Here is a 20,773-nt window from a genome sequence, read left to right on the forward strand (position 1 = left end):
GTCAAATACGCGCCTGGTTCTCGATCTGGATCGCGCCCATCGCCGTGTAGAGCTTCTTCATGAGGTAGTTCTCCTCGTTGTCGAGGGTCGCTCCTCCGAGGCTGGCGATGCCCATCGTGCGACGGACCCGATTGCCGTGCTGCTCCCACTGCCAGGTCTCGTCCCGGGTCTTCAGCACGCGGTCCGCGATCATCTCCATCGCGGTGTCGAGGTCCAGTTCCTCCCAGTCGGTTCCGTGCGGGCGCCGGTAGCGCACCTTCGTCTCACGCAACGACGAGGTGACGAGCTGCTTGCTGGCGCTGCCCTTCGGACACAGCCGGCCGCGCGACACCGGGCTCTTCGGATCACCCTCGATCTGGATGACCCGCTCGTCCTTGACGAACACCCGTTGCCCGCAGCCCACCGCGCAGTACGGGCAGATCGAGTCGACGACCCGGTCCGCGTCCGCGATGCGCCCGCGCAAGGCCGCCGTCCGCTTCGATCTCGCCGCTTTGCCACGCCCGAGCCGGTCCGGGCCGCGGAGCTGCCGCAGCACCGGCCAAGGGAGACCTTCGACGGACATGACCCCCCAGTACGCCGAAGTGGCCCGCCGCAAACGTTCATGCGTGGAAAAAGGTCCGAATGGGCACTGCACCAGCGACTCGTGGAGGCGTACCTCGTCTGGTGACGGGCGCGGTCTTCAAAGCCGTTGTGGCCGGGCATCCCGGCCAGGCGGGTTCGATTCCCGTCCGCCTCCGCCAACCACGTCCCGGAGGTGCCGGTGTCCGCAGCCGATCGTGACGGCGACCGTGCCCAGCGCGTCGCTGGTGACGATCCGCGCCGCGCGACACCGCGCACCGACCGGGTGCTGGCCGATCCTCAGCTGACCGACGCAATCACGCGCCTCGGTCGGGCGGCGGTCAAGCAGACGGTCGTCGACGCACTCGCCCGCTGCCGCTCCGGCGCGATCTCCCCCGCCGACGTCGTACCCGCGGTCCTCGCCGCACTCCCCAGCGCGCCCACCTCTCTGCGGCAGGTCATCAACGCGACAGGAGTCGTCGTCCACACGAACCTCGGGCGCGCGCCCCTGTCCGAGGCGGCACAGCAGGCGCTCGCACTGGCTGCTGGACCGACCGACGTCGAGCTCGATCTGCGGACCGGTGCACGCGGGAAGCGGGGCGCGCCGGCACTCGCCGCACTGGCTGCGGCCGTCCCCGACGCGGGCGGCGTGCACGTGGTCAACAACGGCGCCGCGGCCCTGGCGCTCGCCGCCTGCGCACTCGCCGCGGCACGCTCGATCGTGATCGCCCGGGGTGAACTGGTCGAGATCGGCGACGGTTTCCGCATCCCTGAACTGCTCTCCTCGGTCGGCGCCACCCTCCGCGAGGTCGGTACGACGAACCGCGTCCGGCTCGCCGACTACCAGGCGGCTGTCGACGACTCGACCGCGTTCGTCCTCAAGGTTCACCCGTCCAACTTCCGCGTCGAGGGCTTCACCTCCACCGTCTCGATCGCCGAGTTGTCCACCCTGCCGGTCCCCGTGGTCGCCGATCTCGGCTCCGGGCTACTGCAGCCGCACCCTCGTCTCCCCGAGGAGCCCGACGCGACCTCCGCGCTGCGTGCCGGGGCAGCGCTCGTCACGGCCTCCGGCGACAAACTCCTCGGCGGGCCGCAGTGCGGACTCCTCCTCGGCGACCGCGCACTGGTCGAGCGGCTGCGCCGCTTCCCGTTCGCCCGGGCGCTTCGGGTCGACAAGCTCACCCTGGCCGCTCTGGAGGCGACGCTGACCGGTCCCCCGACGCCGGTTGCCGAGGCGCTGGCCACCGAGCCCGACGAGCTCTTCGCGCGGGCGAAGCACCTGGCGAGCGCGCTGGGTGCGGAGGCGGTTCGATCGACGGCTGCGGTCGGCGGCGGAGGCGCACCCGGCGTCGAACTGGAGAGTGCGGCCGTCGCACTCGATCCGCGGTGGGCCGAACCGTTGCGAATGCTCGACCCGGCGGTCGTCGGCCATGTCGTGCGCGGACGGTTGCTGCTCGATCTGATCGCGGTACCGCCGGCGCAGGACGACGTACTCGTGGAGGCTGTGCGACGGGTGGTTCGGCGATGCACGTGATCGCCACCGCCGGGCATGTCGACCACGGGAAGTCGACGCTCGTCCGGGCGCTCACCGGATCGGACCCGGACCGGCTCGAGGAAGAGCAACGGCGCGGACTGACGATCAGTCTCGGCTACTGCTGGACCGAGCTCCCCGGCGTGGGTGAGGTCGCGTTCGTCGACGTACCGGGGCACGAACGGTTCCTCGCCACCATGCTGTCCGGGGTCGGCCCGGTGCCGGCCGTTCTGTTCGTGGTCGCCGCCGACGACGGCTGGATGCCGCAGGCCGCCGAACATCTCGCGGCCCTGGACGCCTTCGGGGTCCGGCACGGCGTGGTTGCCGTGACACGTTCGGATCTGGCCGATCCTGAACCGATCGCAGCCCGAACCCGTGCGGAGCTCGCCCGGACGTCGTTGCGCGGAGCGCCGGTCGTCTCCGTGAGCGGCCGGACCGGACACGGCCTCGACGAACTCCGCGATGCCCTGACAACGCTGGCGGCCGCGCTACCGGTCGCCGATCCACGCGCCGACGTCCGGCTGTGGGTCGACCGGAGCTTCACCGTGCACGGCGCCGGAACGGTCGTCACCGGCACCTTGACCGCGGGAACCATCGCGCGCGGTGACCGGCTCGCGCTCGGGGACAGCGAGGTCAGGGTCCGCGGGATCGAGGCACTCGGCCGCTCCCGCGACCAGGTGAGCGGCGTCGCCCGGGTCGCACTCAACCTCGGCAGCAAGGTCCCCGACGCGCTCGGTCGGGACAGCGTGCTCGTGACCCCGGACGCATGGCAGTGGACGACCTCGGCGGACGTCGTCCTGCAACCAGCAAATCCCGACTCAGCCCGATCGGCCGACATACCAGGACGGGCCGACCTAGTGCTGCACATCGGTGCTGTGGCCGAGCATGTTCAGTTCCGCGCGCTCGGCGCACATCACGCCCGGCTGCTGTTCCGCCGCCCGCTCCCACTCCGGATCGGCGATCGCGCCATCCTCCGGGATCCAGGCAGCCGGCGACTGTGGGGAGTCACCGTGGTCGACCCGATTCCGCCCGCGATCGACCGCCGCGGCGCCGCGCGCCGACGAGCCTCCGAACTGGCGACGGCCGGCGGCGAGCCCGCTGCCGAGGTTCAGCGACGCAGTCCGGTCCGGGCCTCGCTACTCCGCCGGATCGGCGTGGACCCGGATACCGCGGCCGCTGTCCGGGTCGGCGACTGGCTGCTCGCCCCGGAGCATGCCGCGACTCTGCGAACCGACCTCACGAACCTGGTGGCGACACGGTCCGCAGAGCAACCGCTCGATCCCGGACTGCCGCTGACCACAGCCGCCCAGCTCCTCGCCCTCCCGTCCGCCGACCTCGTCAGGGCCCTGGTCGGACCTCCCCTTCGTGTCACTGGCGGACGTGTACTCAGCGGCGACGCGAGCCTCCCGCCGGATCTGCTGGATGCAGTCGCCAAGCTCACCGCTCGCATCCGCCAGCAGCCGTACCGGGCGCCCGAGGCAGCCGAACTCGAGGCTGCGGGTCTCGACAAGCGTGCAATCGCGGCCGCGGACCGAGCCCACCTGCTGCTCCGCCTCGCCGACACTGTCGTGCTCCTCCCCGGCGCCGACAAGACCGCGGCACGACGACTCGCGGACCTGCCGCAGCCCTTCACCGCCAGCGAGGCACGACGCTGCCTCGACAGCACCCGGCGCGTCGTCGTACCACTGCTCGAACACCTCGACCGCCGCGGACTCACCCGCCGGCTCCCCGACGGTCGAAGAACCACCGTGCCGGAGCCAACCGTCGAACGGCAGGAGTGAGAGCGAATGCCCATGGACACGACACAAGGCGTCACGGTCGTCGTGACCAGAGTCGTACGCCTGCTCGGCCTGGTCACTCTGCTCAAGTGGATCGCGCCAGGTGTGCCGCAGCCCGTCCCGAGATCCGCGACATGCCAGATCCCGGGTAGCCGCAACGACTCAGCTCGTCTATCGGGTGCCTGCTCAACCCTCCAGGCACGGAGATCTGTACGGAGTGAAGCGATCCATCGCCGGATCCGCCGATCTCCCGGCACCGGAGCGTGTCCGAGCGGACGGTACGGTCATCGTGCTCACCTTCTCGATGCGACCGCTGTTCGCCCTCCAGTATCCCCATCCATGCTCAGACCACCACCGCCACGCTGAGCTGCGCTTGTTTCATCATCTTCGCCCGGACAGCGGGTACCAGGGAAGCATGGACAGTGAAGGACGACGACCGGTCTTCTGGCCCTTCATCTCTGCGGTGCTGCCACTGATCTTCGGCCTGGGCGTCGTCACCACGATCCGGCTCGTCGAAACCGGACTCCAAGGACTGATGTACCAACAGGCGATCGCCCGGATCCGCCGGTACTACCGCAGCCTGGACATGCATTCGTTGCCAGCCGCAAGCAACACATCGGCGTACAGCCCGGGGACATGAGCTACTACCAGCTCGCTCAATGCGTTGTCTGGTCGCCGAAGGCAACGAGTTCTGCTTCGTCGCCGTCAGCTGACCGCCTCGGCGTCGTCAGGGGGTTGAGCCGCGCGAGGCGGGCGTTGGCTCGGACAGTCCGCCCGAGCGCATGATCAACTGGCGGGCAACTTCATGACCGTGGACCGGTCTCGCGCCGTCGCGAGTATGAGTGAGAACGCGACTCCGCAGCATCCGGCGGATCTCCTCGATGTCCACATCGAGCGCCGATGCAGCAGCTGACAGCGTCAGCCATCCCTCACGGAGGCGAGCGAGAATCTCCACATCGTTACGCCGCAGCGGGAGTTCCGTGCCGCGTGCCGGCAGGAGCCCGGCCGTGATCATCCGCCCGACGCCTGCCCGCCCCATGGTCAGCAGGTCGGCAGCCTCACCCACCGACATCCACTGATCGTGACCCACCTGAATCACATCGGACAACCGCACCCGGCGATGGGTACGCGCGACTGCCGGCAGATGCCCTGCACGCACGAGCCTCGCAACACGGATCGACGACACCCCCAGCAAAACGGCTGCCTGCGCGGTCGTGATCAACGGATCGTCGACCATCAACGGCTCACCGAGCAATTCCTCCAACCGAGCCCGAAACTCCCGCCCCAACGCCTCGTCGGCCATCCGGCCCCTCCCCCACGTCCCCAACGCGAGCACCGACGGATCAACCCGCACCGGCCGGTCGTACCGTCTGGATCCCATTGACGCATGACCGCCCGGGTCGACGCCAGATCAGGTTTAGCCCCACCCAGAAATTTCCGCGAACCAGCTGTCGCGTTTCCGGCTGCGACTCCGGGTTGAACCGGAGGTGTTCGGGTACAAAGGTGCCGGTTGAACGGGAGGTTGGATCATGGCACCGTCTCGAGTGCAGGTTCGCCCGAAGGTACCGCGTAGAGCTTCAGGACCCGCCGCGCGCCACCGCACTCGACCAGCTCCGGAACTTGGCGAAGCGCGGCCAGTTGAGGGTTGCTCACCGCAACAAAACACAGCGAGATCAGCGAAGCTGCCGTTCTCGCCGATCTCCTCGCCCCGGCAGAGGACACAACCTGAGTCACACGGATCATCTGTGCCTGAGCGCAGCGGGGTTTTGGCCCGAGAGCGCTACAACGCGGAGATGCGCGATCAGGAGGACGCGTTCTTCTCGGCGAGGAGCTTGAGACGGCGGAGGGCCTCGGCGTTCCGCGGGTGCAGCATCAGGTCGCTCACCGCCGACGGCAGCAGCGTGGCCGGCCCGCTGACCGCCGTCTCGGTCATCACGAGACGGCACCCGTCCGCTGTCTCAGTGGCACGGAACCCCACCTCGCCGTGGCCGACCGGCCAGACCCGCACTCGCAACCGCAGCAGGTGCGCGGGTTCGTACTCCAGCGACGTCGTCGTGTCGTCCACCAAGAACGGCCACGCCCCCACCGAGTGGTGAATCCGCCCACCCGGTTCCGGCCACGGCGGATCCACATCCCGGATCCGAGACGCGCCGACCACCCAAGCGGCGTACGACCAGCCGTCGGTGAGGATCGCGAACACGTCCTCAACACTCGCTTCGATCAGGCACTCGTTCTCACTCACGCACAGTCCGGTACCCCACTCGTACGCATGGTTGCTGTCAGGCGAAACGACTCGCTCGGCTCCCTGGATCAGCCGGGTCCTCAGGCGACCGGGACGTCTGTGATCACGGCGTAGTGGTCCGACGGTGGCCTGCCGTGGTCCTCGTCGAGGCCGGCCAGCCGTGACGCCGTCGGAGTCCGGCGGTCGTCGGCGAGAATGCAGTCGATGCGACGGTCTTCGAGCCATTCGCCCTGAAGCAGGTACGGATTGCGCGAGCAGTAGGTCGCACCGTCGTACGCCTGCGGTTGCCAACAGTCATCCAGTACGGCGAGCAACGGTGCAAGTTCAGGCCGATCGGGCGGCGCATTCAGCTCACCGGCCACGATCACCTCATCGCCGGTCGTCCTGAGCTCGGCGACCACCGCGGCCAGCGCACTCGCCTGCGCGAAACGCTCGCGCTGATGGTCTTCCTCCCAGTCCAGACAGCTGGTGATGAAGTGCAGGTTGCCTCTTCCCAACGCGATCTCTGCCCGGAGCGCGACGGTACCGGACGACAACGTGTGATGCTCGATCCGCTTCAGTGGATAGCGACTCAGGATGCCAAGACCGAGCTGTACGTCGGGATCCGGGTCCTTCGGCATCCGGGACGGCGCGAACGCCGCCGTCATCCCGAGCTCGTACCCCAGCAGATCGGCCTGGGCCTGCCCGTCGCTGCTCCATGTCTCCTGCAGCGCAACGAAGTCAGGTCGCTGTGCGCGCATCGTGTTGACGATCGCCCGCTGCCTGCGCAACCACGAGCCACCGAACCGTCCCCAGACGTTCCACGTCATGAACCGCACCGCAGTCTCACCTTCCTTGTGTCCGGACCTACCGGTACCCACGTCGACACCGTCACAGTTAGACCCGCAACCGATCGGGCACCGGCTTTGCATGACTGTGAAGCTGAACGAGAAGGCGTTCGAGCACGCGAAATACCTGATCGGGAAGGGGCAGACCGCCAAGGATGAACGGGACGACTGGAGCGAGCACGCACCGACCCCGGCGGAGCAGAACACCTACCTGGACAAGCACGGCTGGCAGGACTACGGCCTGTGGTTCCTCGGTGTCGACACCGAGGAAGGCGAGGAGACCAAGGGCCACTACGAGTTCCCGTACGGCGACTTCCGCCGCCTGCACCGCTGCGGTGTGATCAGTGCCGAGTCACGCGCCGCGCAGTACCACCATCCGGAGATCCAGCACGCCCTGGAGGAGATCCATCGACTGCTGGACGGCGAACACGCCTGAACCGCAAGGAACCCGGTCGTCAGGCCTTCTCCGGCAACGGGGCCGGCTGCCGGGAGTCGATCAGCTCCTGGGCGACCTCGCGCAGTTTGCGGTTCGAGTTCTTCGAATACCGCCTGAGCACCTCGAGCGCGCGTTCTTCATCCAGGTGGTAACGCTCCATCAGGATGCCGAGCGCCTGCCCGATCAGCCTGCGAACATCGGTCGCCACGGCCGGGTTGCGGTCGTCACGCGCCGCCGCGATCGCCACCGCCGCCTGGCCGGCCAGCAGGTGCGCCACCGCAAGGTCGTCGCCATCGAAGCCGTCCTGCGTTCCGGAGTACAGGCTCAGTACCGCCGACGGATCACGCCGTACCCGCACCGGAACGTGAATGGCACTCCGGATCCCCACCACGAGAGCCGCGTTGGTCCACGTCTGCGACCAGCGCGTCTCGATCAAGACGTCCGGAATGAGCAACTCCTTGCCCTGTCGGATGGCGGTGATGAGCGGCCCCTCACCGAAGTGGACCTGTTCGTGGTAGAGCTCCGCCAGCTTCGGGTCGCTCAGCGCCAGGATCGAGAGGCGCTGCCGACCGTCGATCATCACCATCGAGGCGTAGTCGCATCCCACCGCCCGGCAGGCGAACTCGACGACCGTGTCGACGGTCTGCTCCACGCCCTCCGCGTCATGCATCTCGGTCGCCAACTGCTCCAACATCTCAGCCGTCGGCAGATGATGCTCAGTCATCACTTACCTCCAAGAACTGCCGATTTCCCACCGGCGTGCTCGTACGCTGCGACCAGGTCCGGCTCGGTCACGGACAAGGCATCACCCAGGTCGCCCGCGAGCCGGCAACGGCCGGGTGATACCGGATCAAGGGACAGGTGACGCCGGTCGCAAGGCCGACGGACGAGGTCCGCGCGGCGATCGCCGCGAGCATCGAGAACGCGAAGCCGGAGTGGTCGTGCTCGCTCACCCACAGACGAAAGTGATCGCTGAACTCGACGAAGTCGAACCCGGCCTCCTCGGCCCGCACCGCCTGCTCGACGATCTCGACCGGCCCGTAGGCCTCGGCAATCAGCTTGAACCCGACCTTCATCGCTCGCCTCCCTGGCTCTACCGCGGTACGTCGCCCCGCCACGTGCCGGTCTCGGTGCCACGGCTCTCGATGAACGCCTTGAACCGCTGCAGGTCCCCCTTCACCCGGCCCTCGACGACACCGAGCTTGTCGCCGGCCTTCTCCAGGAAGCCTTCAGGGTCGATGTCCATCTGCGCGGTTACCCGGCTCGTCTCGTCGGACAGCTTGTGAAAGGTCACGACACCGGCATGCCGCGGACCCGAGTCCGACTTCCATGCCACGCGCTCATCAGCGTGCTGCTCGGTCACGGTCGCATCGAACTCCCGCGTCGCCCCGCCGACCTTCACCACCCAATGGTTGTGCGTGGCATCCAACTGCCGGATCTCCTCCACGCCCTCCATGAACTGCGGGAACGTCTCGAACTGCGTCCACTGGTTGTACGCCGTCGTCACCGGAACGTCGACGTCGATCGATTGCGTGATGGTGCTCATATCCGCTACCTCCAGAAGATGTCGCTCAATCGTTCGGATCGGACATCTCACTGCGGTACCCAGTGACCGGCGACGCATCCGGCCCAATCGTGATGACTCACGCCACGTGCATGTACCACGCACTGCCGGGCACCGAACGACGACCCAGACACCTCGCCATACCCAGCTCCCGAACCCGCCCCCGACCAAGACCCCGACAAACAACTCCCACGCAAGACCTGACGCGCCACCGGCCACCTGGCGACAGAGGCCACGCGCAAGCTGCTCGTCGGTGCTTCCTGAGCGGACCAGCGGGCGGCCTCAAGGGCTGTCTGCCGCGTGCGTACGCCGATCGGGTTGTCCGGGAGGTCCGGGTCGTCGTCCTCGACGGCATACCACTGTCCGGGGATCCGGCCGGGGTGACGCTCGTAGTACGCGATCGAGTAGTCCCGACGGGACTGCGTCTTGTGTTCCCGCACAGCATCGTCGCGGATCGAGTCGGCCGAGCGGCCGGTCAGTTCGGAGATCTCGTCTCGGCGGGCGCCCTCCTTGCGGAGAATCAGGGCCGCTGTGCGCAGGAGCCGATCGCTGAGCGACCGCAGGATCCGCGCGTTCCTGATCATCGCGCTCAAGCCGGGCTTCTCATGCCGGCGCTCCAAGGCCATCCGCAGACGTGCCCTGATTCCCAACGCGGTCCAGGGTTGATTCACCCCTTGTCCGCCCGTCAGGTACTCCGAGGGCGGCGGCGGGCACTCGTCCACGGACAAGGGCGCCGTACGTTCCAACCGCCGCTGGGCGGCCGGGGCGGTTTCGCGCTCGGCCGTCGTCTGGCCGGGCTCGGTCGTCATGCCGGTCGGTCCTTCCCTGGTGCGCGGCCCCAGAAGCAATGGGGTGCCGCTCAAGCTGAGATCACGTGACTACCGGTACCCAAGAACGGGGGTGAACCAACGCGGGCGCGACATGGCTGTCCCTTGCATTCGAAGGCAAAATTGAGTCATGGACCTGACGCAGGTACCCGACCCGGGTGGCGACGGGATATCGCCCCCGGCCGTAGCCCCAGAGAAGTTCGCACAGCTGGCGCTCGAACTGCACGCCACCGACAGTGTCGAGGAGACCATCCAGGGCGTGGTCGACTTCGCGCTGCAGGCCCTGAACTGCCGCTTCGCCGGCGTCGCGCTCGCCCGCAACAGCACGACAGAGATTCCAGCCGTCACCGCGCCCATCGTCGCCGAGATTTACCGGTTCCAGCTCGACGGCGTCGACGGACCGCTCGTGGAGTGCATGCAACACCACTCCCCCGTCATGGTGCGCGACACCTTCCACGAGCACCGCTGGCCGGAGTGGGCCGAGAGGGTCCTCGACCTCGGCGTCCGCAGCGTGCTCGACGTGCCTCTGTCCACGGCCACCGACACCGTCGGTGTCCTCGGGCTCTACAGCACCGAACCCGATGGCTTCGATGCCGACGACGAAGCCGTCGCGCAACAGCTGGTCGACACGCGCAAACTCCCAGGCTGACCCGGCGGCAGCCAACACGCCGACAGCCCTGGTGCTTCCCCGGCGAATTCACGGTCTTGGCGCGGGTACCGGATCGTCGTCCGATGCCCGAGGGAGCTGCATGCACCTGCCACCGCCACGTGGACCACTGAGCGCCTGGTTGACAGAACGGCTCGCGCGCGCCGCCACCGCCGACCACCACCGCATCGAGGTCGGCGATCACCCGCGCGCCTTCGCTGACGAGGACCTGCAACTGGCGCTCTGGATCGCGTACGAGCTGCAGTACCGCGGGTTCGACGATGTCGAACCCGACCGGCAGTGGGATCCTGACGTGATTGCCTTCCGCTCCCGCCTGGAGCGGCCCTGGATCAACTGGCTGGAAGCCGCCTGCCGGGTTCGTCCAACGGATCATCCGGTCGCGGAGCAGTTGCGAGCACTGACCGAAAGCGACGACGGCCCGCGACTCGCGCCGTACCTGCGTCGGCATGCGACGAGAGATCAGTTCCGCGAGTTCCTGCTCAATCGGTCCATCTATCAGCTCAAGGAAGCCGACCCGCACAGCTTCGGCATCCCGCGCCTCGACGGCGCAGCGAAGGCCGCACTGGTCGAGATCGAGGCCGACGAGTACGGCGGCGGCCGCGCGGAACGCATGCACTCCGAGCTCTTCCGTGCGACGATGCGCTGGCTCGGCCTCGACGACACCTACGGTCGCTACGTGCCGGCGGTCCCGGCCGTGACGCTTGCGGTGTCGAACGTGATGTCACTGTTCGCGGTCCACTGCCGGTGGACCGGAGCGCTCCTCGGCCACCTCGCAGCGCTCGAGATGACGTCCACGCTGCCCAATCGCCAGTACGCCGCCGGCGCCACCAGACTCGGCGCGTCGGAGGAGCAAGCGCGCTACTTCACCGAACATGTCGAGGCGGACGCTGTTCACGAACAGGTCGCGGCGCACGACCTCTGCGGCAGCTACGTGCGGCAACACCCGGAGGCGGTCGGCGACGTGCTGTTCGGCGCACAGTGCTCCCTTGCTGTGGACAACTATTTCGCCGAGCACCTGCTGACCGCATGGCAGGCCTCCGGACGCCACCTGCGCCGCCCTGACACCGCCGCGGGGTGAGCCCCGCTCAGCCTGCGTCAGCCGTCAGTGTCGCGTGGCCTGGTCCAGGACCTGGTTCACGGCTCGTTCGAGTGCCCCGCGGGCCTGCTCGTCGTCCAGGTCGGTGCCGACCCGGCCGACCGTGCCCGCGATCGTGCGGCCGTGTTCGTACTGGTCGACGATTCGCGGGTCGACGTACGAGCTCCGCGCCACCGTAGGTGTGTTCCCGAGGTGATCCGACACCTCGTCGAGCATGTCCTTCACCGCGGCGTTCAAGGCCTTCTTCGTCGACGGCGGATCGGCCTCCGCGAGCTCGACCGCGGCGTGCACCGTAGCGGTCCACGTGCGCAGATCCTTGACCGTGTAGTCGTCGCCGACCAGTTCCTGAAACCGCTCGTTGATCATCGCGGCATCAAGCTCGTGATAGCCGTCGCCGTCGCGGAAGACGAGCAAACGGTTGGTCCGATGCCGACCACGTTTCAGCGAGCGCACGGCCGCGACCAGCCGATCGTCGTCCAGTTCGACCCGCCGCCGCTGACCACCTTTCGCCACGAAGTCGAACACCAGCCTGCCCTTGCTCACCCGTACGTCGCCCCGCCGCATGGTCGCCGCACCGTGACTTCCGTTCTCGTCGGCGTACTTCGTGTTGCCGGTCCGGAAGACGCCGTGGTCGAGCATCCGCAGCGCAACCGCCAGCACCCGTCGCCGATCGAGTCCGCGGGTGGAGAGATCGTCGTCCACTGCTTCCCGGAACGCCGGTAACTTCCGCGCGAGCATCCGGACGCGGTCGTGCTTGTCAGCATCCTGTGCCGAGCGCCAGTCGTCGTGGTAAAGGTACTGCCGCCGGTCCGCCTCATCGTTGCCGGTGGCTTGGATGTGTCCGTTCGGATACGGGCAGATCCACACGTCGGTCCAAGCCGGCGGAATCGCCAGCGTCCGGATCCGCTCCACGACATCGGTGTCCCGGATCGGGTCACCATCGACGTCGAGATAGCTGAACCCGCGCCCACGTTTGCGGCGGGTGAATCCATCCTCCTCAGGACGGCTCCGGCGAAGCCTCATGCCCTCCAGTACCCACCACCACACCCGGACCGGCCGTAGACGCGTTCAGGCGTCAGTACGGCAAGCGCCGACCTGAAGGGGTTCGCAGATCGAGCACCTCGGTCAGCCTCCGTCTCGCGGCGACTCGCGGTCGCCGCCGGATCCGCAACTGTTGCATGGCTACCAACTCCTGTGCGCTTGCGTCGCAAGAAGCTCGGGATCTGCTGCCTGCGCGCCGATCAACCAGGTACCCGGGCCGGAGGCATCGAATCGTGGCCCGGTCGATACCTCAGGAACTCCGGTGAGTTCACACGAAGCCTGGGTACCGAACGGTCATGGCCAACGACGACAGCGCGACCCAGATCCGCGCCTACCCGCAGGGTCCGATCCTGGTCCGCGGCGACTTCCAGCTACTGGACGAGGACGGCGATCCGATCCCGACAGTCCGCCGTACCGTGGCGCTGTGCCGCTGTGGCCGCACCGCCATCCCACCGTTCTGCGACGGCACCCACACCCTTCCCCACCACGGCGCCGCCTGAGGTGCGCGAAGGCCTCGGCGAACCTCACCAGCCTCACGCGAGGAACACTTCTGCAAGCCACGGAACGACGCCCGCGGCACCGAGCGCCCTGAGGTGTTCCACCGGCGGATCCTCGACCATGCTCCGCGCCTCGTCCAGACCGCCCGTCAGGTACGGCTCCGCGGCATCGATGAGCTCGTGCAAGCAGCGCCGGGTCGATCGAGCCTCACCGGTGTGCAGATCGAGCAGCTCTCCACGGACGCCGTCACGCAGCGCGACCCAGCGGTTCTCCGCGATCCTCCACGCCGGCGCCGCCGCTGGGAGCTCACCCGTCCGGTACAGGTCCGCGAACCTCGCACCGAGTGCATAAACGAGGCGCGCGATCGCGCCGTTCTGCTTCACGGTCGGCTGTACGTCGAGAACTCGCAGCTCGAGCGTGCCGTAGCCGAGATGCGGCCGAAGCTCCCACCACCACTCCGACGCGTCCCGCAAGGATCCTCCTCGCACCGCCCAGGCAAGGTCCGCGGCGAATTCCTCCCAGGAGTGGATGATCGGTGGCACCCCCTGGCGCGGCAGTTGGGCAGCGACCACCGGACGTGCCGAACACAATCCCGTGTCGCGGCCGCCCACGAACGGAGCGGCGCCGGCCAGCGCGGCCAACTCCGGAAGCACGTTCCGCAACCAGTGATACACGGCCAGCGTGCAGTCGGGGTCGCCGAAAGCGAGGTGGACCTGGAACGAAGAGACCAGCTGCCGACCGATCACCTCGCGGTACCGCGCCGCGAGTCCGGACGCCCGCTCCGTGTGCGAGAGCGGCGCAGGCCCGTCGAAGAGCGGGTGCACGGGCGCCGCAATCGGCATCAGGTGGGGATCACAGGCGTCGGCGACCAACGCTCGACAGACCTTCAGCTCGTCGACTGCACCCACAACGCCGGCATGCACCGTCGTCGCGATCTCGAGCTGGCACGCCGGAAGTTCCAGCTTCACGCGAGGATCGTCGATGCCCGCGACGACGGCCGCCGCCGCTGCCGGCAGCCACGTATCACGGTGCACCAGCAGGAGCTCTTCCTCGAAACCGACGGTCCCCGCCTCGGTGTCGGAGAATCTCGACCGGAGCTGGTCGATGTCGACTGTCATCAACTCATCCGCGGTCGTCATCTTCGATCACCTCGCTGGATCGCGCCGTCTGTGCTCCAGCCGGTGCCCGGCCCACCGACCCACATTCGCCGCGGTCCGCATGGAGCGCGGCTCGCCGGGCACCGTTGCGTACGAGGGCTTCTAGCCGCGTAGAAGGCAGCCATGTCCACGGTTCCCACACCCCAGCGCCCGGTGCGGGAGACGACGAGTTCTGCGTCATCACCATGAGCGGAGGGACCGCGTGAAGATCGGATACTTCCTGTCCAGCGAGGAGTACTCGCCGGGCGAGTTGGTCGAGCAGGCCCGGATGGCCGAGGAGTCCGGATTCGACGGGCTGTGGATCAGCGACCACTTCCATCCGTGGAACGACGAGCAGGGACAGAGCGGGTTCGTCTGGTCGGTGATCGGCGCGATCTCCCGGGTGTGTGAGCTCCCGGTGACCACTGCGGTCACCTGCCCTACCGTGCGTATCCACCCGGCGGTCATCGCGCAGGCGGCCGCTACCAGCGCCGTACTGCTGGACGGGCGGTTCCGGCTCGGCGTCGGAACCGGCGAGGCATTGAACGAGCACATCCTCGGTACGGTGTGGCCGACGGTCGACATCCGGCTGGAAATGCTGGAAGAGGCCGTCGAGATCATGCGGCGGCTGTGGACCGAGGACGGATTCGTCAGCCACCACGGCAAGCACTACACGGTCGACACCGCACGGATCTACACGCGGCCGGAGGGACCACTGCCGATCTACATGTCCGGATTCGGGCCGGAGGCAACAGATGTGGCAGCGCGGATCGCCGACGGGTATCTGACCACGTCACCCGATCGTGGGCTGCTGCGGCGGTTCCGCGATCACGGCGGTGGCGGCAAGCCGGCGCAGGCCGGGTTCAAGGTCAGCTACGCACCGACGGCCGACGAAGGTGTCGAGCAGGCACACCGGATCTGGGCCAACTCCGGACTCCCCGGCGAACTCGCCCAGGTGCTGCCCTCACCGCGACACTTCGAACAGGCCAGCCAATTGGTGACCGAGGCGTCCACAGCACGGTCCGTCGCCTGCGGACCCAAGGCGGACGTGCACCTCGACGCCTTCACGCCGTACGCCGATGCCGGCTTCGACGAGGTGTACGTCGCGAACATGGGCCCGCACACCACCGACATGATGAATCTCTACCGCACCGAGGTTCTCCCGGAACTTCGGAAGCACCGCACTGACAGGTGACTCAGGTCGGGACCCCGACGACTGAGTCCGGCGGCGGCGCAGGCTGCCGCCCGGGAGCCGAGTGCAACCGCCCGTCACAGGGGGTATCGACACCGCGAATCCGGCTACTTTCTGCCGTTGTGGCTTACATCGCGCGCGATCGGGTACGGGGCCGATAGTCGGGCAACCGTAGCGACCTGCTACGTCCTCGCCCGGCGACACCAGCGGCACACGTCCGTCCAGACCCTGCGGAGGTGACGTCAAATGTCCGGTGCGAACACCGCACTCGAAGGCCCGGCCGAAACGTTCGGACGCCTGGCGCTGGACCTGGAGTCCGTCGAGGGACTCGAGGCAACCGCCGAGACCATCGGCCGGTACGCCGTACAGGTTCTCGACCTGTGTGAACACGCAGGAATCTCGGTGGTGGCCCCCGACGGCGGTATCGAGGTCGCCCACGCGACCGACCCCATCGTGGCGTACGTCCTGAACTGGCAGCTCGAAGTCGGCGACGGACCGATGCTGCACGCTGTGACCTCAGCGGTCGCTGTGCATGTCGCAGATCCCGCCACCGACACCCGGTGGCCGTTGTGGAGCCGGCTCGTCGCCGAGCACCCGATCAACGCGATGCTGCACGTGCCCCTGGCCACCGGGCCCTTCCCCATCGGCGCCTTGTCGCTCTACCACGACAAACCCCATGCCTTCGGGCACGAGGACGAAGAGATCGCGCACATCCTCGCGTCGCACGCCTCGATCGCCATCGCGGACGTCCGTCACAAGGCATACCTCATCCAGGCAATGGACACCCGCAAACTCGTCGGACAGGCGATCGGGATCCTGATGGAACGCAACGACCTCACCAGCGACCAGGCCTCCGACGTGATGCGCCGCTACGCACAAGACGCCCACCTCGAACCCAGTGCCACCGCCCAGAAGATCATCGCCACACGCAGATCAGCCTGATTCGTGCCAATCGACCGCGCGACGTGCGGTGCCGTACTTGAGCGGACGGGCGCCACGAACTTACGCGAGACCGAGGCATGTCAACGGCCACCGTTGACTCGGCCTCCTGCTGCACAGCCATCGGGCGCGCGAGGTGCCGACGGCCGATGGTCATTGGGGGTTTGGGGTATGGACGAGCTGGTACTGAGCAGGTATGAGCTTGCCGAGAGTGGTGATCGTCGGAGCAGGGTTCGCCGGGTTTCATGCCGCCCGGCGGCTGTCCAAGCTGGCCGGAGGACGTGCCGAGATCGTGGTCGTCAACCCGACCGACTACTTCCTCTATGTGCCGCTGCTGCCAGAGGTGGCTACCGGCCTTCTCGAACCCCGGCAGGTGACTGTGTCGATCGCCGACACGCTGCCCGACGTACGGCTGGTCCTCGGCGAGGTCGACGGCCTCGACCTCGAGCGCAAGACAGTCCGGTACGCCGATCCCGAGGGCAACCGTGGTGAGCTCGGGTGCGACCGGCTGGTGATCGCGGCCGGAAGCGTGAACAAGCTGCTCCCGATCCCCGGCGTCGCCGAGCACGCGCACGGGTTCCGCGGCATCCCGGAGGCCGTGTTCCTTCGCGATCACCTGACTCAGCAGATCGAACTCGCGGACGCGACCGACGACCAGGCGCTGCGCGACGCGTTGTGTACCTTCGTCGTGGTCGGTGCCGGCTACACCGGAACCGAGGTCGCCGCGCACGGCGTCCTCTACACCGCCCTGCTGCAGAAGCGCCATCCGCGGCTGCGCTCGCAGCGGGTGCGCTGGATGCTGCTCGATGTTGCCGATCGGGTCCTCCCCGAGCTCGACGAGCGACTCTCGCGGACGGCGGACTCGGTCCTGCGCCGGCGCGACGTCGACGTCCGGATGGGCGTGTCGGTCGAGGAGGCCGAAGAGCAGTGTGTGCGGCTCACCGACAAGACCAGCATCCCGACGCGTTCGCTGATCTGGTGCGTCGGCGTGCGTCCGGACCCCGTGGTCGACGGACTTGGTCTGAAGACCGAGAAGGGGCGACTTGTCGTCGACGAGTACCTGCGCGTACCCGGGCACCCGGACGTTTTCGCGTGTGGAGACGCGGCCGCCGTACCGGATCTGACCCGGCCAGGCGAGGTGACGCCGATGACAGCACAGCACGCTCAGCGGCAGGGCAAGCACGTCGCGGACAACATCGCCGCCACGTTCGGCACCGGCGAGCTCAGGCCCTACAAGCACAACGACCTCGGCTTCGTCGTCGACCTCGGCGGCGGTCAGGCGGCAGCGGACCCCTTCCACCTCCCCATTGCGGGGCTTCCTGCCAAGGCCGTCACCCGCGGGTACCACCTGCTCTCGATGCCCGGGAACCGCGTCCGCACCGCGACCGAGTGGCTGTTCGACGCTGCCCTCGGGCGCCGAACCACCCAGCTCGGCGTCATCCCGGCCGACAACATCCCCCTCGAAACCGCGTCACCCGAGCACGTCACGACCCGCCGACCCGCCTGAGCTGCGATCCGGAGCCCGCCCGCACGCAGGGTTTGAACGAGCAGGCTCCGGAATCGAGTTCAGGGGAATCGGGCTAGGCGGCGATCGGCTCCGGGTCGAGCTGGTCGCGCAGGCGGTCGAGGATGCTCCGGAGCACCCGGGAAACCTGCATCTGGCTGACGCCGATCTCACGACCGATCTCGGCCTGCGTGCGGCTCTCGACGAACCGCAGGTGCAGGATTCGCCGGTCGCGGTCGCTGAGACCGGCAAGCACCGGCTGCAGCATCTCGACCGTCTCCAACCGGTCGACCCCGCCGTCGTCGTCATCGGCGACCACATCGGCCAGCGTCAGGTCCGCGTCCGCCTCCGCGGGACGATCCAGCGAGAGCACGTTGAAACACCCCCGCGCCGCCAGCGCCTGATCGACCTCGGCCACCTCGACCTCGAGGTACTCGGCCAGCTCCGCACGCGTCGGCTCGCGGTTCAGTCGCTGCTCCAATTCCGGCACTTTCTGCGCGATCGTGCCCTGCAGCTCCTGCAGCCGGCGCGGGATCCGAACGGTCCACGCGCAGTCGCGGAAGTACCGTTTCACCTCGCCCCGGATCGTCGGGACGGCGAAGCCGATGAACGGCGTCTCCGCCTCCAGGCGGTAGTGATGGGCTGCCTTGACCAGCCCCAGGTAGGCGACCTGCTCGAGGTCGTCGGCCTCCGCACCCCGGCCGCGGAAGCGGCGCGCGATGCCCTTGGCCATCTCGAGATTGAGCTCGACGATCTCTTCGAGCAGCTGCTGACGCTCGGATTCGTCGATGCTGGCAGCCCGGCGTTGCATGAGTTCTCTGGTGGCTGCTTCGCGTGCGGCCCGATCGGCCGGGGCGGAACGACGGGCAGATGCCCGCTCCATGATGCTGATAACCATTTTGGATGACCTCGCGACTGTCGTCACGGCGTGGCACTTATCTGGACCACGGTCATGCCTGCAGACAGGAACATACCCCATCCGCACCACACCGACACCGAGCTGCACGCGAACCCAGCTAGTGCTTGCTCTCCGCCACCTGTTGCAGGAGCCCATTCGGCGGGCTTGGGCTGCGACTCACGTTTCAGGTGTGGGTACCCGACAGGCGCCGGACGGCGGTACAACTACCTGCCGCGATGGTCCGGAGCTGACACCCCCAGGACAAATCCATGGCAGTTGGCAAGCCGGCCTCCCTCTCCGCACGCCGCGCGGAGTCGGCGAAACTGGAATCTCTCCTTCGAACCGCGTACGCCGCCGACGGGCCCCGGCGCGAAGAGCTCCTCAGCGAAGCGATCCTCGCAGGCCTTCCGCTCGCCCGGACACTGGCGAGCCGCTACCGCGGACGCGGTGTCGACGACGAGGACCTCGAACAGGTGGCGTTCGAACATCTGATCAAAGCCGTACGCAACTATCGGCCGAGCGGCGACTCGGACTTCAGGTCGTACGCGCTGCCAACGATCCGCGGTGGGATCCGGCACCACTTCCGAGACCGCGCCTGGGCCATCAAGCTCCCGCGCCGTCTGCAAGAGATCCAGTCCCACATCAACGCCGCCCAGACCGGTTTGGCGGCCGACCTCTGCCATTGGCCGAGCCTCCAGGAACTCGCCGCCGCCACTGGTATCGACATCGACGAAATCACCGAGGCCGAGCAGGCCCGCGGCTGCTTCCATCCGACCTCGTTGGACGCCGAGCGCCCCTCGGACACCGGAGCTCGGCACATCCGCGAAACGGCCGACCCGAGCAACACCTACGAACTGGTCGACCAAGTCCACTCACTTCGTCCGGTCGTCGACGGACTACCCGATCGGGATCGCGCCATCTTGCGGATGCGCTTCGTCGAGCACTTCACCCAGGCGCAGATCGGCGCCGAACTCGGACTCAGCCAAATGCACGTCTCCCGGCTGCTCCGCGCCATCCTGGGACGCCTGCAACTCGCCCTCACCGCCTGACCTTCATCCCTGCCTCCCGCCCGCCTTGTGGGCGACTCTCAGCATGGTTTGCTTGAGGACGGTGGCGAGGCACGGTCAGGGCGCTCAGGCCGCTTTCTTCCCACTCTTCTTCGCGGCCGTCTTCTTCGCGGCCGCCTTCTTTGCCGTCTTCTTCGCTGATGTCTTCTTCGCCGGCGTCTTCTTCTGCGGCGTCTTCTTCTGGGCTGAGCGGGCCTTGCGGGCGGAATCGACGCTCGCTCGCAGGGCGGCGACCAGATCCGTTGGGTTGGTGGCCTGCGGCTCTTCCTCGGAATACACGACATCCTTGCCCTGGTGCTTGGCCTTGACCAGGTCTTTCACCCGCTCGGTGTAGGTGTCCTGGTAGGCCGCCGGCTTCCATTCACCGCTCATCGCCTCGACCAGGTCGACGGCCATCGACAACTGCTTGCCGGCGCCACTCTTGCGCGGCAGGTCGCCGAGCTCGTCGTCCGGGTCGCGGATCTCGTCGGCGAAGAACATTGTCTCGAGAACCAGCACCTTGCCGTCGGCGCGGATCGTCGCCAGGTACTCCTTGCCGCGCATCACGAACTTCGCGATCCCGGCCCGGTTCGTCTTCGCCAGCGCGTCCCGGAGCAAGGCGTACGACGACGCGTTCTCGGCATCCGACGGTCCGAGGTAGTAGCTCTTCTGGAAATGCATCGGATCGATCTCGTCGAGGTCGACGAAGGTGTCGATCTCGAGCGAGCGGGACTTACCCGGCGCGATGTCGTCCAATTCGTCCGGCTCGACGATCACGTACTCCCCGCCACCGACGTCGTGACCCTTCACAATCTTGTCGTACGGAACCTCGCGCCCGGTCCGCTCATTGACCCGTTTGTACCGGACCCTGTCCGAGGTCCCCTTCTGGAACTGATGGAAGTCGATCTCGTGCTCCTGGGTCGCGCTGTACAGCCCGACCGGAACCGAGACCAGCCCGAAGTTGATGTATCCACTCCAGTTCGCCCGCGCCAT

Annotated in this window: 23 protein-coding genes and 1 tRNA gene; 12 read left to right on the plus strand and 12 right to left on the minus strand. The window is 67.7% G+C overall.

All coding sequences use genetic code 11. From position 1 onward, the window contains the following. Position 1: 1 nt before the first annotated feature. Complete coding sequence (locus AC0662_RS08750; protein ID WP_478299449.1) at positions 2 to 562, minus strand: hypothetical protein; 561 nt, start codon at positions 560 to 562, stop codon at positions 2 to 4. Positions 563 to 645: 83 nt separating this feature from the next. Between AC0662_RS08750 and AC0662_RS08755 the strand changes: the two genes are divergently transcribed. From AC0662_RS08755 to AC0662_RS08770, 4 genes are all read left to right on the plus strand, one after another. Beyond that, positions 646 to 740, plus strand: a tRNA-Sec gene (locus tag AC0662_RS08755). Positions 741 to 760: 20 nt separating this feature from the next. Further along, the gene (gene selA, locus AC0662_RS08760) at positions 761 to 2,092 is read left to right on the plus strand and encodes an L-seryl-tRNA(Sec) selenium transferase (RefSeq protein WP_478299451.1); all 1,332 of its coding nucleotides are present in this window, start codon (positions 761 to 763) and stop codon (positions 2,090 to 2,092) included. Then, positions 2,083 to 3,870 (plus strand): SelB domain-containing protein, encoded by a 1,788-nt coding sequence (locus AC0662_RS08765; protein WP_478299453.1) that lies wholly within the window; start codon positions 2,083 to 2,085, stop codon positions 3,868 to 3,870. Before selA ends, AC0662_RS08765 begins: the two co-directional genes overlap by 10 nt. A gap of 412 nt (positions 3,871 to 4,282) precedes the next feature. Continuing rightward, positions 4,283 to 4,507, plus strand: a complete 225-nt coding sequence (locus AC0662_RS08770; RefSeq protein WP_452196715.1) for a hypothetical protein — start codon at positions 4,283 to 4,285, stop codon at positions 4,505 to 4,507. Between the two features lie 87 nt (positions 4,508 to 4,594). Here AC0662_RS08770 and AC0662_RS08775 read toward each other — a convergent pair whose 3' ends face one another. From AC0662_RS08775 to AC0662_RS08785, 3 genes are all read right to left on the minus strand, one after another. Continuing rightward, complete coding sequence (locus tag AC0662_RS08775) at positions 4,595 to 5,170, minus strand: helix-turn-helix domain-containing protein (RefSeq protein WP_478299455.1); 576 nt, start codon at positions 5,168 to 5,170, stop codon at positions 4,595 to 4,597. Positions 5,171 to 5,668: 498 nt separating this feature from the next. Beyond that, positions 5,669 to 6,109 carry an SRPBCC family protein gene (locus AC0662_RS08780; RefSeq protein WP_452196717.1) on the minus strand — a complete coding sequence of 147 codons (441 nt, stop codon included), beginning with the start codon at positions 6,107 to 6,109 and terminating at the stop codon, positions 5,669 to 5,671. A gap of 80 nt (positions 6,110 to 6,189) precedes the next feature. Further along, complete coding sequence (locus tag AC0662_RS08785; protein ID WP_478299458.1) at positions 6,190 to 6,918, minus strand: endonuclease/exonuclease/phosphatase family protein; 729 nt, start codon at positions 6,916 to 6,918, stop codon at positions 6,190 to 6,192. A 100-nt stretch (positions 6,919 to 7,018) separates the two neighbouring features. Here AC0662_RS08785 and AC0662_RS08790 point away from each other — a divergent pair, with 100 nt between their 5' ends. Then, complete coding sequence (locus tag AC0662_RS08790) at positions 7,019 to 7,372, plus strand: hypothetical protein (protein ID WP_452196719.1); 354 nt, start codon at positions 7,019 to 7,021, stop codon at positions 7,370 to 7,372. 19 nt (positions 7,373 to 7,391) lie between these two features. On the opposite strand, the gene AC0662_RS08795 is transcribed toward AC0662_RS08790, so the two are convergent. The 4 genes from AC0662_RS08795 to AC0662_RS08810 all read right to left on the minus strand — a co-directional run bounded on the left by AC0662_RS08795 (position 7,392) and on the right by AC0662_RS08810 (position 9,745). After that, positions 7,392 to 8,096 (minus strand): GAF and ANTAR domain-containing protein, encoded by a 705-nt coding sequence (locus AC0662_RS08795; RefSeq protein WP_452196720.1) that lies wholly within the window; start codon positions 8,094 to 8,096, stop codon positions 7,392 to 7,394. 67 nt (positions 8,097 to 8,163) lie between these two features. Beyond that, complete coding sequence (locus tag AC0662_RS08800; protein WP_478299460.1) at positions 8,164 to 8,448, minus strand: LLM class flavin-dependent oxidoreductase; 285 nt, start codon at positions 8,446 to 8,448, stop codon at positions 8,164 to 8,166. Positions 8,449 to 8,465: 17 nt separating this feature from the next. Further along, the gene (locus AC0662_RS08805; protein WP_452196722.1) at positions 8,466 to 8,918 is read right to left on the minus strand and encodes an SRPBCC family protein; all 453 of its coding nucleotides are present in this window, start codon (positions 8,916 to 8,918) and stop codon (positions 8,466 to 8,468) included. Between the two features lie 47 nt (positions 8,919 to 8,965). Next, positions 8,966 to 9,745 carry a hypothetical protein gene (locus tag AC0662_RS08810; protein ID WP_452196723.1) on the minus strand — a complete coding sequence of 260 codons (780 nt, stop codon included), beginning with the start codon at positions 9,743 to 9,745 and terminating at the stop codon, positions 8,966 to 8,968. Between the two features lie 148 nt (positions 9,746 to 9,893). Here AC0662_RS08810 and AC0662_RS08815 point away from each other — a divergent pair, with 148 nt between their 5' ends. Together AC0662_RS08815 and AC0662_RS08820 are read left to right on the plus strand one after the other, a co-directional pair. Then, positions 9,894 to 10,412 (plus strand): GAF domain-containing protein, encoded by a 519-nt coding sequence (locus AC0662_RS08815; RefSeq protein ID WP_452196724.1) that lies wholly within the window; start codon positions 9,894 to 9,896, stop codon positions 10,410 to 10,412. Between the two features lie 139 nt (positions 10,413 to 10,551). Further along, the gene (locus AC0662_RS08820; protein ID WP_478299463.1) at positions 10,552 to 11,508 is read left to right on the plus strand and encodes an iron-containing redox enzyme family protein; all 957 of its coding nucleotides are present in this window, start codon (positions 10,552 to 10,554) and stop codon (positions 11,506 to 11,508) included. Between the two features lie 24 nt (positions 11,509 to 11,532). Here AC0662_RS08820 and AC0662_RS08825 read toward each other — a convergent pair whose 3' ends face one another. Next, positions 11,533 to 12,549 carry a DNA topoisomerase IB gene (locus AC0662_RS08825; protein ID WP_478299465.1) on the minus strand — a complete coding sequence of 339 codons (1,017 nt, stop codon included), beginning with the start codon at positions 12,547 to 12,549 and terminating at the stop codon, positions 11,533 to 11,535. Positions 12,550 to 12,863: 314 nt separating this feature from the next. On the opposite strand from AC0662_RS08825, the gene AC0662_RS08830 reads away from it, so the two are divergent. Then, entirely contained in the window at positions 12,864 to 13,067 is a 204-nt protein-coding gene (locus AC0662_RS08830; protein WP_478299467.1) for a CDGSH iron-sulfur domain-containing protein, read from the plus strand. Positions 13,068 to 13,100: 33 nt separating this feature from the next. Here AC0662_RS08830 and AC0662_RS08835 read toward each other — a convergent pair whose 3' ends face one another. Continuing rightward, positions 13,101 to 14,204 (minus strand): carboxylate-amine ligase, encoded by a 1,104-nt coding sequence (locus AC0662_RS08835; RefSeq protein WP_478299469.1) that lies wholly within the window; start codon positions 14,202 to 14,204, stop codon positions 13,101 to 13,103. 220 nt (positions 14,205 to 14,424) lie between these two features. Between AC0662_RS08835 and AC0662_RS08840 the strand changes: the two genes are divergently transcribed. From AC0662_RS08840 to AC0662_RS08850, 3 genes are all read left to right on the plus strand, one after another. Then, on the plus strand, positions 14,425 to 15,396 hold the full coding sequence (locus AC0662_RS08840; protein ID WP_478299471.1) for a TIGR03557 family F420-dependent LLM class oxidoreductase: 972 nt from the start codon (positions 14,425 to 14,427) through the stop codon (positions 15,394 to 15,396). A 243-nt stretch (positions 15,397 to 15,639) separates the two neighbouring features. Further along, on the plus strand, positions 15,640 to 16,335 hold the full coding sequence (locus AC0662_RS08845) for a GAF and ANTAR domain-containing protein (protein WP_452196730.1): 696 nt from the start codon (positions 15,640 to 15,642) through the stop codon (positions 16,333 to 16,335). 193 nt (positions 16,336 to 16,528) lie between these two features. Continuing rightward, positions 16,529 to 17,839: an NAD(P)/FAD-dependent oxidoreductase gene (locus AC0662_RS08850; RefSeq protein WP_452196731.1), complete on the plus strand. Its 1,311-nt coding sequence runs from the start codon at positions 16,529 to 16,531 to the stop codon at positions 17,837 to 17,839. Positions 17,840 to 17,912: 73 nt separating this feature from the next. Here AC0662_RS08850 and AC0662_RS08855 read toward each other — a convergent pair whose 3' ends face one another. Then, the gene (locus tag AC0662_RS08855; protein WP_478299473.1) at positions 17,913 to 18,734 is read right to left on the minus strand and encodes a SigB/SigF/SigG family RNA polymerase sigma factor; all 822 of its coding nucleotides are present in this window, start codon (positions 18,732 to 18,734) and stop codon (positions 17,913 to 17,915) included. A gap of 269 nt (positions 18,735 to 19,003) precedes the next feature. Here AC0662_RS08855 and AC0662_RS08860 point away from each other — a divergent pair, with 269 nt between their 5' ends. After that, positions 19,004 to 19,783: a sigma-70 family RNA polymerase sigma factor gene (locus AC0662_RS08860; RefSeq protein WP_478299475.1), complete on the plus strand. Its 780-nt coding sequence runs from the start codon at positions 19,004 to 19,006 to the stop codon at positions 19,781 to 19,783. 84 nt (positions 19,784 to 19,867) lie between these two features. On the opposite strand, the gene ku is transcribed toward AC0662_RS08860, so the two are convergent. Beyond that, complete coding sequence (gene ku, locus AC0662_RS08865; RefSeq protein ID WP_452196734.1) at positions 19,868 to 20,773, minus strand: non-homologous end joining protein Ku; 906 nt, start codon at positions 20,771 to 20,773, stop codon at positions 19,868 to 19,870.

It is taken from the genome of Kribbella sp. NPDC043289 (genome assembly GCF_056436705.1).